This window comes from Pseudomonas fluorescens NCIMB 11764, from assembly GCF_000293885.2.
In the GTDB taxonomy this organism is placed as follows: domain Bacteria; phylum Pseudomonadota; class Gammaproteobacteria; order Pseudomonadales; family Pseudomonadaceae; genus Aquipseudomonas; species Aquipseudomonas fluorescens_B.
On record NZ_CP010945.1, the window covers coordinates 6,537,935 to 6,550,762 of the forward strand.

The following is a 12,828-nucleotide window of genomic DNA, read 5'->3' on the forward strand; positions in this document are numbered from 1 at the left end:
TAAAGCACTCTTCAAAGGACGATTTAACGATAGTCGGGTTCACCGAAGTGACTTGAAATCAAATTATTAGCTGGCTATCTATCTATCGTCCAGCGCTAAAAGCCGGGCACAAAAAAACGCCAGACTGGCTGGCGTTTCTGACAGGCTTTGCGCGCTTACGAGCGTGCGCGAGCCTGGTTACGCAGGGCTTTCACCTGATCGTGATTGCGTTGCACGCCGTGGTACTGACGTTCAACCAGATCACGAATGCCCACCAGGTTGTGCTTGTTGATTTTTTCGATGGCTTCTTTGTAAGCCTTCAGCGCATGGTCTTCACCGCGTTCGGCTTCGTTCAGCACAGCTTCTTCATCCTTGCCGGTGAACATGGCTTTCACGTCGACCCAGCGACGGTGCAGATCACCGCTGACGCTGGTGGAAGTTTCCGGATCGCCACCCATCGAACGCACAGCCGCTTGCAGCTCCGAAGCGGCCGTAGCGCAGTCGGCGGAGCGCTGGATGAACAGCGTTTTCAGTTCTGGGTGCTTGATGTCTTCAGCGCAAGTCTTGAACCCTTCCTGACCGTCTTTGCTGGTTTCAATCAGGTCATTGAGTACAGAGATCGCTTCTTTATTCATGTCGGTCATTTTCAATTCCTCGCGGGTTGATGAAAGATGCAATAGCTATTGCACCCTGCATGCCAGCTTTGAATTGATAATTTATTGCTTACATTTCAATAACTTAACTTTTACCCAGAAATCTGTATCCGCGTTATTTGCATGATCTGTCAATTGGCCTGCATGCAGAATGCCTGTATTTTCCAGCCTGACCGATTCAAGACGACTGATTGATGAACCCTGAAAAACTCGAACTGCTGATTACCCGTCAAATGCCCTTCGGCAAGTACAAGGGCCGCATCATTGCCGACCTGCCCGGCCAATACCTGAACTGGTTCGCCCGGGAAGGTTTCCCCCATGGCGAACTGGGCGGACTGCTGGCCTTGATGCAGGAAATCGATCACAACGGCCTGTCGGAGTTGCTTGAACCGCTGCGCGCCAAACACGGCAAACCCGCCCCTCGCCACTGAGCCATCCCCATGCCCGATAACACCCGCCGCGCCCGTGATGAAATGTTTTGGCAGACCTTTGCCGACCGCTATGCCGTCGAACCCGGCCCGATAAACCTCGAGAACGGCTATTTCGGACGCATGTCGCGCACGGTGATTGAGGAATACCAACGCAACATCGAACTCATCAACCGCAGCAACTCGGTCCATGTACGCCAGCGCTTCGAACGGGACGAAAACCTTGCGATCCTGGCCCAGCTCGCCGACCTGATTGGCGTGGCCGCAGAATCCGTTGCCCTCACCCGCAACGCGTCGGACGGTCTGCAATCGCTGATCCGCAATTACAACCGACTGCAGCCGGGCGATCAGGTGCTGATCTGCGATCTGGAGTACGACACGGTCAAAGGCGCCATGCGCTGGCTCGCGCGGCATCGCGGTGTTGAAGTCATCGAGATCGATCACGCGCACCCCGCCAGTTTCGACAGTTTGCTGGCCACTTATCGCGATGCATTCGCGCGTTATCCGAAGCTCAAGCTGATGGCCCTGACCCACGTCACTCACCGTACCGGGCTGGTGATGCCGGTGAAGGCGATTGTCGCTGCCGCCAGGGAACACGGGATCGACGTGATCCTCGATGGCGCTCATGCACTGGGCCAGATCGAATTCAAACTCGATGACCTCGGCGTCGCATTCGCCGGTTTCAACCTGCACAAGTGGATCGGTGCGCCGCTGACCCTGGGCTTCATGTATATCGCTCCCGAGCGCCTGGCCGACATCGACCCGGACATGGGCGAGATGCATTTCCCGGTCACTGACGTTCGCGCCCGCACGCCATACAGCACCCCCAACATCCCGGCGTTGCTGACCCTGCCGCTGGTGTTCGAGGAGCATCGGGCCATGGGCGGTTCGGCCGCCAAGGGTGCACGGCTCAATTACCTGCGCAACCGCTGGGTCAATGCGGTACGCGATCTGGCGGGCATCGACGTCATGACCCCGGACGACCCTCGACTGTATTGCGGCATCACGGCGATGCGCTTTACCCGGCACGCCGATCAGCAGGCAATGGCCGAGCGGCTGCTCAAGGACTACAACCTGTTCACCGTGACGCGCAGCGGTGCAGCGAGTGGCCCGTGCATCCGCATCACACCGGGGCTGACCACCACCGCTGCGCATATGGACGTGTTGACCCAGGCACTGCACGAACTGCGGTGACGTCAGACCGTGTATTTGTCGAAGTCCTCCGGTTTGATCTGCGATGACGCCGCGAACGTGTCGATGCCAATGGTCATTTGGCCGAAAAACCCGTCTTCTTTCGAGTCTCGACTGAGGGTGTGAACGGTCAGGGTCGAGGCTTCGCCGCCCATGGTTTCATAGAGAACATCCTGATCGTTGGTCAGTGGCGCGACGCTTCGGCCACTGTATTGCCGGGTGTTGAGCACCGAACGCGAAGCCGCTTCAGGGAAGTACAGCTGGCCGACCCAGGCGACATGCCGTTCTTCGAGATAGTTGTTGCCTGCGGTGACTCGGACTGCGACGTGGATGTGCAACGCGCGTCCGGCATAGAAACCCGGATAGATCGTGGTAAAGCGCACGATGCCTTTCTGATCCGTGAACTGCCCGCCGCGCAGGTAGGTATCGTCATCGGTACGCGGGATCGCGCCGATATCGCCGTTGTCGACTTCCTTGTCCGGGTCGATCCTGCTCCAGCCCGAATACGCACCACGCGCATTGCAATGCCAGATATCGACGATGGCGCCGGTGACCGGCTGGCAGGTCATCGCATCGACGATCGTCAGTTTCAGCACCAGAGGAACGCCGTCCATGCCTTCGCTGATGTTTCGCCTGATCAGTTTAGGGTTTCGAAAATACGGGCCGGCGATCTGTTCGGGTGACAGCAGGCAAGCCGGTTGTGCGGATGTCACTGAGGTGTTGTCGTCCATGACGTTCTCTCTTCCATAAGATGAACGCAGGTTAACGCCGGATGAGCGGCGAGATGCGGTAACTATGTATCGCGTGATGTCCTGTCTCGAATGCCACCCTCGCCACAGGTTCAGTGGTTTCCATTGGGCAAAAAAAAACGGTGCACCGACCAAGCGCACCGTTAAAGCCGTAGAACACACAACGAAGTGTCAGGTAAAAGCAGATCAGTCCAGCAGCGCCAAGGCCTCGGCGGTGCATTCCTGAATGCGGGCCCAGTCACCGTTCTTGATCCACTCCGGATCAAGCATCCAGCTACCGCCCACGCACATCACGTTTTTCAACGCCATGTAGCTCTTGATGTTGGCCGGGCTGACGCCGCCGGTCGGGCAGAATTTCACTTCGCCGAACGGGCCGCCCAGGGCTTTGATCGCCGCGACGCCGCCGCTGACTTCCGCCGGGAACAGTTTGAAGCGGCGATAGCCCAGACCGTAGCCTTCCATGATGCCCGAGGCATTGCTGATGCCCGGCAACAGCGGGATCGGGCTGTCGACGCTGGCTTCGAGCAAGTCACGGGTGATGCCCGGCGTGACGATGAACTGCGACCCGGCAGCTTCTGCGGCAGCCAGCATGTGGCGATCGAGCACGGTGCCGGCGCCGGTCACCAGTTCCGGACGCTGCTCGCGCAGGATCTGGATGGCCTTGAGGCCGAACTGCGAACGCAGGGTCACTTCCAGGGCTGTCAGGCCACCGGCCGCGAGGGCGTCGGCCAGCGGCAGCACGTCCTGTTCGCGAGCAATGGTGATTACCGGCAGGATCCGCGCCTTGGCGCAGAGGCTGTCGATCAGGGCAACTTTGTCCGCCATGGAAACGGTCGGGGATGGGGTTGTCATAGCGGCTGTTCCTTGGCTCATGGGCACCAGTAAATCTCTAACGTAGGTTGCAGAAACGCGCGAATCGGCATGGCGGCGACATCGTCACCGGCCAATGCGGCACTCAGGGTGGTCAGCTTGGACTGACCGGAAATCGATAGAACGGTGTGTTTGGCCGAAGCCAGCAGCGCGCGACTCATGGTCAGGCGCTGATGCGGCACGGTCGGCGCCAGCATCGGGTAGCAACGACGTGTGCCGTCGACTTTCAAGGCGTCGGCCAGGTTCGGACTGTTCGGGAACAACGACGCGGTGTGGCCGTCGTCGCCCATGCCCAGTACCAGCACGTCGATGGCAGGCAACTCGGCGAGCAAACGGTCGGCTTGCTCGGCCGCTTGTTCAAGGTTGGCGCTGGCGCTGTACAGACTCAGGAACTGAGCCTTCGCCGCCAGACCCTGCAACAGGTAACGCTTGAGCAGACCGGCGTTGCTGTCGGCGTGTTCCACCGGCACCCAACGCTCATCAGCCAGGGTCACGACGACCTTGGACCAATCCAGTTTCTGTTTCGCCAGGTTCTGGAAAAACGCCACCGGGCTGCGTCCACCGGACACCACCAGCGTCGCGGTCCCGCGAGCGTCGATAGCGTCACTCAGTTGCTTGGCCACCTTCAGCGCCAAACCATCGGCGAGCAACACCGGGCTCTTGAACTCATGGGCGCTGACGCCCTGAGGCAGTTTCAAATTAGATATCGCCATACCACGACCTCCCGTCCCGCGTGATCAGAGCAATGGAGCTCATCGGTCCCCAGGACCCGGCCGCGTACGGCTTGGGCGCATCACCGGATTTCTTCCACCCGGCGATCAACTGGTCACACCACTTCCACGCGGCTTCGATTTCATCTTTACGGACAAACAGGTTCTGATTGCCGCGCATCACTTCCAGCAACAACCGCTCGTAGGCATCGGGAATCCGTGCGCTGCGCCAGGTGTCGGAAAAATTCAGCTGCAACGGACCGCTGCGCAGCTGCATGCCCTTGTCCAGGCCTTGTTCTTTGGTCATCACACGCAAGGAAATGCCTTCGTCCGGTTGCAGGCGGATAATCAGTTTGTTGCTGATTTGCAGGCGCTGCTCGGGGGCGAAGATGTAGTGCGACGGTTCCTTGAAGTGGATAACGATCTGCGACAGTTTCTGCGGCATGCGCTTGCCGGTGCGCAGGTAAAACGGCACGCCGGCCCAACGCCAATTGCGGATGTCGGCACGCAGGGCGACGAAAGTTTCCGTGTCGCTCTGGGTGTTGGAATTCGGCTCTTCCAGGTAGCCGGGAACCGGTTTGCCTTCGCTGTAACCGGCGATGTACTGGCCGCGCACCACTTGGGTGGTCAGGCCTTCCGGGCTGATGGGCGCCAGCGCCTTGAGCACTTTGACTTTCTCGTCGCGGATGCTGTCGGCGGACAGGTCGGCCGGAGGGTCCATGGCGATCAGGCAAAGCAGTTGCAACAGGTGATTCTGGATCATGTCCCGCAGCTGACCGGCCTTGTCGAAGTAGCCCCAGCGGCCTTCGATCCCGACCTTTTCAGCCACGGTGATTTCCACGTGGGAGATGTAATTCTGGTTCCACTGGGTTTCGAACAGGCTGTTGGCAAAACGCAGGGCGATGAGGTTTTGAACGGTCTCTTTGCCCAGGTAGTGGTCGATGCGGTAGGTGCGGTTCTCCGGAAAGAACTGCGCCACGGCGTCGTTGACCTTGCGCGAGGATTCCAGGTCGGAACCGATGGGTTTTTCCAGCACCACACGGGTGTTCTCGGCCAGACCGACCTTCGCCAGGTTTTCGCAGATCGCGCCGTAGACAGCGGCCGGCGTGGCGAAGTAGGCGATCACTCGCTGGGCGCTGCCGGCCATTTCGGCCAGGGCCACATAGTCTTCGGACTTGAGGAAATCGACGTGCAGATAGGTCAGGCGGGCCAGAAAACGTTCGACCACCGCTTCGTCCAGCTCTTTGGCGCCGACGTAGCGGCGCAGCTCGGAAGCGATGAACGCCAGATGCTCCTGCTCGCTGCCCGGCTCACGGGCCAGCGCGATGATGCGCGTGTCCTCGTGCAACAGGCCTGCGCCATCGAGTTGATAGAGGGCAGGAAACAGCTTGCGCAAGGCCAGATCGCCAAGCGCGCCGAACAAGGCAAAGGTGCACGGTTCAACCGTAATCGAAGGCATGATGTTTGTTCTTTTATCAAGTTAAGCTACAAATACCTTTTTTCAAGGCATCGCTCAAGCAAAAATGTAGTAATAACCACAACATTTTCGCAAAATACAGATTCCGAGTGGTGGTCAGTCGGAGCCATCAGTAGGATAGGCCACCGCTTGGGGTCGCATCAAAGGCCCAATTTGCATAGCCGAGCCCTTATTTGCATTGCAGAACCTAGGAAATCATATGGACCGCGTGCGAAATCTGCTGGAACAGATCCAGAATCGCCTTGAAGACCTGAACAAGGCCGAACGCAAAGTCGCCGAAGTGATCCTGCTCAACCCAGAGCAGGCCACCCGGTTCAGCATCGCCGCCCTCGCCCAGGCCTCCAAGGTCAGCGAGCCGACGGTCAACCGCTTCTGCCGTTCGTTCGGCGTCAGCGGCTACCCGGAACTCAAACTTCAGCTGGCCCAGAGCCTGGCCAGTGGCGCAGCGTATGTCAGCCGTGCGGTCGAGGCCGACGATAATCCGGAAGCCTATACCAAGAAGATTTTCGGCAGCGCCATCGCGTCGCTGGACAGTGCCTTGCAGGCCCTGGACCCGAATCTGATCAGCCGCGCCGTCGACCTGTTGATCCAGGCCCGGCAGATCCACTTCTTCGGCCTCGGCGCATCAGCCCCGGTGGCGCTGGACGCGCAGCACAAATTCTTCCGCTTCAACCTCGCCGTCACCGCCCATGCGGATGTGCTGATGCAGCGCATGATTGCGTCGGTGGCCCACACCGGCGAGTTGTTCGTGATCATTTCCTACACCGGCCGTACTCGCGAACTGGTGGAAGTGGCGCGTATCGCCCGGGAAAACGGCGCTTCGGTGCTTGGGCTGACAGCCGAAGGTTCGCCGTTGGCCAAGGCCAGTACGCTGAGCCTGAACATCCCGCTGCCGGAAGACACCGACATTTATATGCCGATGACGTCGCGGATCATTCAATTGACGGTGCTGGATGTGCTCGCCACCGGCATGACGTTGCGCCGTGGTGTGGATTTCCAGCCGCATTTGCGCAAAATCAAAGAGAGTTTGAATGCGAGCAGGTATCCGGTGGGGGATGAGTTCAACTGATCCGAAATCTCTACTGACCGGTTCGGCCTCATCGCGAGCAGGCTCGCTCCCACATTGGATCTTCGGTGAACACAGCATTTGTGTTCAAAACCAATCCCCTGTGGGAGCGAGCCTGCTCGCGATGGCGGTAGTCCAGACACTGCCGCACCTGAACTAAACTCCCACCCGCGCCTGCAAACTCAAATGCGCCTTCTGCCCCGGCGCCAGGCTCAAGCTATCGGTCCCGCCGCTTGCCGCTTCCACACAGACAAACTCGGAAATCTCGTTCCAACTGACGCCCAATAGCGGACGCGAACCGGGATGCCAGACCACCGTGTCCGCATCCTCCCCGGTATCAATGCACAATTCCCGCTGCCAGGCGTGATCCCTGAGCTGCAATTCGCCGTCATGCTGGAACACGCGTTGACAGCCACCCTCCACCCGCAACTCGCCTTCCTGCTGGCAAGCCTGGCGGTTCAACTGGTCATAACCTTGCGCACCGTCGAGCCCAGACAGCGCTATCTCGCCAACATCGCCAATACGCCAGTAAGCATGCAACGCCTGACTCAATTGGCACGGCAGGCTGTCCTGATGCTCGGTACTCAGGCGCAACGCCATGCGTTCGCCAAGGTGGGCATGCAGGTCTACTTGCCAGTCACACAACTGCAGTTGCCAGTGCAGGTGCACGCCGTCGTCGTCATGGCTGCTGTCGAGCAGTTTCCAGTCGAGCAACCGCGCCCAGCCATGGGATGGCCATGCGTTTTCACTCGGATGCCGTCCGTACCATGGCCAACACACCGGCACGCCGCCACGAATCGCACCCACGTGGGGCCACTTCGCCGCGCACCAGAGCCACGGTTTCTGCCCTTTGGGCTGGAAGTGCAGCAATTGCGCGCCCTGCCGACTGAACACCGCCTGACACAGCGGATGATCGATCACCAGCACATCGCGCATCTGATAGCGCTCCCACGCAAACATCGGACGTTCGCGCAAGGATTTGAAGAAGCGTTGTAGCGGATGCTCATGCATGTGCCACTGTCCTGAAAATCATCTGTCACCGGGGTGCGCCGCCCCCAAAAAAAAGCGGACAGCCTGGGCTGTCCGCAAAAATGCGCACATAGAGAGGAGCTTATCGCAACAGCGTTAGAACACCGACTGAATTTTCAGGCCGGCCACCAGCGCGTTGTCGACTTCATCCACACCGCCCGGGTGAGTGATGTATTGCAGGTTGGGACGCACGGTCAGCCAGTTGGTAACGTGGAAGCCGTAGTTGATCTCGTAGTTGTATTCAGTGTCACGCAGTGGCGCAAACCGCGGATCTTCGTACTGGGTGACACCATTGTCGGCGTTGACCAGCTCGGCGTTTTTCTTCACGTCATCGTTGACATGGATACGGGCGAAACCGATACCGACGTCATCTTTCGGACGTGCATCGAACGGGCCCTTGTACACAAACATCAACGACTGATAGTTGTCGACGATGTTGGTGTCCTTGTCGTGGAACGTGGCGTTGGCCGATACGGTCAGACCACGGCTTTTGTCACCGTTGTGGTCGGTCAGCTGTTGCTGCGCCACGAACCAGTAGCCGGACTTGCTGCTGTGGCTGCGGTAAGCGTTGCCGCTGGTGGCCGCATCATTGCCGTTGTCGTCTTCACGAACGTCATCGGCGCTGGCCGTGCTTTTGTAGTAACCGACACGGTATTCGCCCGGCAGGTTGTTCAGGTTAGGCAACCAGACCAGTTCGACCGGCAACACGGTGCCCTTGGTACCACTGCCGCTAAGCTTGAAGCCGTTGCCGTGTTCCAGTTGCGACGGGTTCTGGTTGTACGCGCCGATCTGCGCATAGAACTCGGGCGAGATGTTGTACTTCACGCGGATTGCGGCCTGGCTGACGGGCCAGTTGTACCAGATGTTGGTCGCCCAGTTACCCACCTGGGAACCGCAGAATGCCAGGTTCTGGAATTCGCAAGGGAAGGTGTTGAAGTCTTCGCCTTCGCCGAAGTAACCGGCCTTGACGTCCAGTTTGCCGTCGAGGAACTGGTGCTTGATCCACAACTGGGTCAAACGAACCATATGGCCGCGACCGTAGACTTCCTGGGAGGAACTCAAGGTGCCGGCACGCGGGTCGCCAACACGGTCATTGGAGATGTTTTCACCATTACGGTTGGTCAGCTGGATCTTCGCCTGAGTGTTATCCCAGCCCCACAGCTTTTGCAGGTCGAGCGCCACGCCCAGGCCGAACTGGTCGGCGTAACGCGCCGTCTTGTCGTTGTTGTAGCCGCCGTGGAGGTTGCTGCCCACTTCACCGACGTAGTCCATCTTGATGTCGATGCCCTGCTCGATCAGCTTGGTCCGCTCACCACCCCAATCGCCGGTCATCCATTCGGAATCGGCGCTGAACGCGTCAGCCGCGTGCACACTGCCAGCCAGCATCATTGCCGCAATCGCCGACAACTGGCAGATAAGCTGAGCGTTTTTGTTCTTCTTCATCCCTACATCCTCGTTTTATTGTTATTAACTGTTTTTATCTAACGCGGTTACATCAGTTGCGAAGAGCGACAGGCCGCTCACCGCATATGCCCCTGTGAGACCGGGCTTGTGGGAGCTGGCCTGCCGGCGATGCAAACGACTCGGTTTAATGTCGAACCGATTTGATGCCATCGCTGGCAGGCCAGCTCCCACACAACCCCATTCCCACATTTGATCTTCAGCGGCCTTTGAATTGAGTCACGTTGGCGCTGTGCACTTCGGTCTTTGGCAGACCGGCCACCCCCAGGCGCTCCCCGGTCTTGGCATCGAACAGCAGCACTTTCGATGGATCGAATTGCAGGGTCAGGGTCTCGCCCACGGCCGGTGCAACGTCCGGCGCCAGGCGGCAGCAGACTTTGGTGTCGTTGAGATTGACGAAAACCAGTGTGTCGGGACCGGTCGGTTCGGTGACCTGGACTTCGGCGCGAATGGTCGGCAAACCGTTCGGCTCGCTACCCGCCAGCACGATCTGTTCCGGACGCATGCCGAGGATCACTTCGCGGTCTTCGAGCCCTGCGTCCTGCATGCCCAATGGCAATTCGCAACGCGCCTGACCGCTGTCGAGCAGCGCCACCAGACGACCGTCCTTGCGCTGCAAACGCAGGGGGATGAAGTTCATCGGCGGCGAACCGATGAAGCTCGCCACGAACAGGTTGGCCGGGTTGTTGTAGATGTCTTTCGGCGTGCCGAACTGCTGGATGATCCCGTCCTTCATCACCGCCACTTTATCGCCCAGCGTCATCGCTTCGATCTGGTCGTGGGTCACGTAGACCGTGGTGGTTTTCAGGCGCTGGTGCATCAGTTTCATTTCGGTGCGCATCTCGACGCGCAGCTTGGCGTCGAGGTTGGACAGCGGTTCGTCGAACAGGTAAATCTTCGGCCGCCGCGCCAACGCACGGCCCATCGCCACGCGCTGTTGCTGGCCACCGGAGAGCTGGCCCGGCTTGCGATTGAGCAAGTGTTCGATCTGCAACAGCTTGGCGACCCGCGCCACTTCCGCTTCGATATCGGCGGCAGGCATTTTGCGGATTTTCAAGCCGAAGGCGATGTTCTCGCGAACGCTCATGGTCGGGTACAGCGCGTAGGACTGGAACACCATGGCGATGTCACGGTCTTTGGGGCTCATGCCGCTGACGTCCTGATCACCGATCATGATCGCGCCGCCGGTGATGGTTTCCAGGCCGGCGATGCAATTCATCAGGGTCGATTTGCCGCAGCCCGAAGGGCCGACCAGGATCAGGAACTCACCGTCCTTGATCGACAGTTCGATGTTCTTGAGGGTGTCCGGCAGGCCTGGGCCATAAGTCTTGTTTACGTTGCGAAGTTCGAGCGTTGCCATGATTACCCCTTGACTGCGCCGGCCGTGAGACCGCGCACGAAATACTTGCCTGCGACCACATAGACCAGCAGGGTCGGCAGCCCGGCGATCATCGCCGCCGCCATATCAACGTTGTATTCCTTGGCCCCGGTACTGGTGTTGACCAAGTTGTTCAGCGCCACCGTGATCGGTTGCGAATCACCGCTGGAGAACACCACGCCGAACAGGAAGTCGTTCCAGATCTGGGTGAACTGCCAGATCAGGCAGACCATGATGATCGGGGTGGACATCGGCAGGATGATCAGCCGGAAGATGGTGAAGAAACCCGCGCCATCCAGCCGTGCGGCCTTCACCAGCGCATCGGGAACGCTGACGTAGTAGTTGCGGAAAAACAGCGTGGTGAACGCCAGCCCGTAGACCACGTGCACGAACACCAGGCCCGTGGTGGTGCTGGCCAGGCCCATTTTGCCGAGCGTGAACGAGGCCGGCAGCAGGACGGTCTGGAACGGCAGGAAGCAACCGAACAGCAGCAGGCCGAAGAACAACTGCGAACCGCGAAAGCGCCACATCGACAGCACATAGCCGTTCAGCGCGCCGATGGCGGTGGAGATCAGCACCGCCGGGACGGTGATCTTGATCGAGTTCCAGAAATACCCGTCGACGGTGCCCCAGGCCTTGACCCAGCCAATGCCGCTGACCACGGTCGGCCAGCTCAGCAGGTTGCCGGTGTTGATGTCTTCCGGTGTCTTGAAACTGGTCAACAGCATGACCACCAGCGGTATCAGGTAAAGCAATACCGCCAGGATCAGCACGCCGTAGATCGCGATGCGACTCAGGCTGATGGAAGGTTTGGCAGCGAAACTAGTCATGACGCTTGGTCCTCAGCTCGGAGTACAGGTAAGGCACGATGATTGCGAGAATCGCACCGAGCATCAGAATCGCACTGGCCGAGCCCATGCCCATCTGGCCGCGACTGAACGTGAAGGAGTACATGAACATCGCAGGCAGGTCGGAGGAGTAACCCGGGCCACCGGCCGTCATCGCCGCCACCAGGTCGAAACTCTTGATCGCGATGTGAGCGAGGATCATCACGGCGCTGAAGAACACCGGACGCAGGCTCGGCAACACCACTTTGAGGTAGATGCGCGGCATGCTCGCACCATCGATCTGGGCGGCACGGATGATCGATTGATCAACCCCACGCAGGCCGGCGAGGAACATCGCCATGATGAAGCCCGAGGCTTGCCATACCGCAGCGATCACCAGGCAATACACCACGCGATCGGGATCGATCAGCCAGTCCAGGCGAAAGCCTTCCCAGCCCCAGTCACGCAACAATTTGTCCAGGCCCATGCCCGGGTTGAGCAGCCATTTCCAGGCCGTGCCGGTGACGATCATCGAGAGCGCCATCGGGTACAGGTAGATGGTGCGAATGAAGCCTTCGCGGCGAATACGCTGGTCAAGAAACACCGCCAGCAGCACACCGATCACCAGGGTGATGCCGATGAACATGCCGCCGAACACCGCGAGGTTCTTGCTCGCCACCCACCAACGGTCGTTGTCGAACAGCCGCTGGTACTGCGCCAGACCCGCCCACTTGTAAGTCGGCAGAAAGGTCGAACTGGTGAACGACAGCACGAACGTCCACAGGATGTAGCCATAAAAGCCCACAAGAACGATGAACATGCTGGGCGCCAGCACCAGTTTGGGGAGCCAGCGCTGCAATGCATCGAACGGCGAGGCCTTGCTGAACACAGCAACAGAACTCATGGGAAAATCCAGTATGTAGAGAAAGGATTACAAGCGCATTCCCTGTGGGAGCCAGCCTGCTGGCGATTGCGCTGTGTCAGTCGCACATTGAGTACCTGACACTCCG

The 12,828-nt window shown here is 59.2% G+C and carries 13 protein-coding genes; 3 read left to right on the top strand and 10 right to left on the bottom strand.

All coding sequences use genetic code 11. From position 1 onward, the window contains the following. Positions 1 to 155 precede the first annotated feature (155 nt). The gene (locus B723_RS29755) at positions 156 to 623 is read right to left on the bottom strand and encodes a ferritin-like domain-containing protein (RefSeq protein WP_017340421.1); all 468 of its coding nucleotides are present in this window, start codon (positions 621 to 623) and stop codon (positions 156 to 158) included. 203 nt (positions 624 to 826) lie between these two features. On the opposite strand from B723_RS29755, the gene B723_RS29760 reads away from it, so the two are divergent. Continuing rightward, positions 827 to 1,063, top strand: a complete 237-nt coding sequence (locus tag B723_RS29760; protein ID WP_017340422.1) for a DUF3820 family protein — start codon at positions 827 to 829, stop codon at positions 1,061 to 1,063. 9 nt (positions 1,064 to 1,072) lie between these two features. Beyond that, positions 1,073 to 2,254, top strand: coding sequence for an aminotransferase class V-fold PLP-dependent enzyme (locus B723_RS29765; RefSeq protein WP_017340423.1), 1,182 nt, complete (start codon positions 1,073 to 1,075; stop codon positions 2,252 to 2,254). Positions 2,255 to 2,256: 2 nt separating this feature from the next. On the opposite strand, the gene B723_RS29770 is transcribed toward B723_RS29765, so the two are convergent. From B723_RS29770 to zwf, 4 genes are all read right to left on the bottom strand, one after another. Further along, a complete protein-coding gene (locus tag B723_RS29770) occupies positions 2,257 to 2,982 on the bottom strand; it encodes an intradiol ring-cleavage dioxygenase (protein WP_017340424.1) in 726 nt (241 codons plus the stop codon). A 204-nt stretch (positions 2,983 to 3,186) separates the two neighbouring features. Then, positions 3,187 to 3,852, bottom strand: a complete 666-nt coding sequence (locus tag B723_RS29775; protein WP_017340425.1) for a bifunctional 4-hydroxy-2-oxoglutarate aldolase/2-dehydro-3-deoxy-phosphogluconate aldolase — start codon at positions 3,850 to 3,852, stop codon at positions 3,187 to 3,189. 17 nt (positions 3,853 to 3,869) lie between these two features. Further along, positions 3,870 to 4,583, bottom strand: a complete 714-nt coding sequence (pgl, locus tag B723_RS29780) for a 6-phosphogluconolactonase (RefSeq protein ID WP_017340426.1) — start codon at positions 4,581 to 4,583, stop codon at positions 3,870 to 3,872. Then, positions 4,570 to 6,039, bottom strand: coding sequence for a glucose-6-phosphate dehydrogenase (gene zwf, locus B723_RS29785; protein WP_017340427.1), 1,470 nt, complete (start codon positions 6,037 to 6,039; stop codon positions 4,570 to 4,572). The genes pgl and zwf overlap by 14 nt, the downstream gene beginning before the upstream one ends. Before the next feature lie 226 nt (positions 6,040 to 6,265). Here zwf and B723_RS29790 point away from each other — a divergent pair, with 226 nt between their 5' ends. Then, on the top strand, positions 6,266 to 7,126 hold the full coding sequence (locus B723_RS29790) for a MurR/RpiR family transcriptional regulator (RefSeq protein ID WP_172825977.1): 861 nt from the start codon (positions 6,266 to 6,268) through the stop codon (positions 7,124 to 7,126). Positions 7,127 to 7,279: 153 nt separating this feature from the next. On the opposite strand, the gene B723_RS29795 is transcribed toward B723_RS29790, so the two are convergent. The 5 genes from B723_RS29795 to B723_RS29815 form a co-directional block, all read right to left on the bottom strand. Further along, complete coding sequence (locus B723_RS29795; RefSeq protein ID WP_017340429.1) at positions 7,280 to 8,134, bottom strand: D-hexose-6-phosphate mutarotase; 855 nt, start codon at positions 8,132 to 8,134, stop codon at positions 7,280 to 7,282. Positions 8,135 to 8,248: 114 nt separating this feature from the next. Continuing rightward, positions 8,249 to 9,595 (bottom strand): carbohydrate porin, encoded by a 1,347-nt coding sequence (locus tag B723_RS29800; RefSeq protein ID WP_017340430.1) that lies wholly within the window; start codon positions 9,593 to 9,595, stop codon positions 8,249 to 8,251. 217 nt (positions 9,596 to 9,812) lie between these two features. Then, on the bottom strand, positions 9,813 to 10,973 hold the full coding sequence (locus tag B723_RS29805) for an ABC transporter ATP-binding protein (protein ID WP_017340431.1): 1,161 nt from the start codon (positions 10,971 to 10,973) through the stop codon (positions 9,813 to 9,815). A 2-nt stretch (positions 10,974 to 10,975) separates the two neighbouring features. Continuing rightward, on the bottom strand, positions 10,976 to 11,821 hold the full coding sequence (locus tag B723_RS29810; RefSeq protein ID WP_017340432.1) for a carbohydrate ABC transporter permease: 846 nt from the start codon (positions 11,819 to 11,821) through the stop codon (positions 10,976 to 10,978). Continuing rightward, complete coding sequence (locus tag B723_RS29815; protein ID WP_017340433.1) at positions 11,814 to 12,722, bottom strand: carbohydrate ABC transporter permease; 909 nt, start codon at positions 12,720 to 12,722, stop codon at positions 11,814 to 11,816. The genes B723_RS29810 and B723_RS29815 overlap by 8 nt, the downstream gene beginning before the upstream one ends. Positions 12,723 to 12,828: the final 106 nt, after the last annotated feature.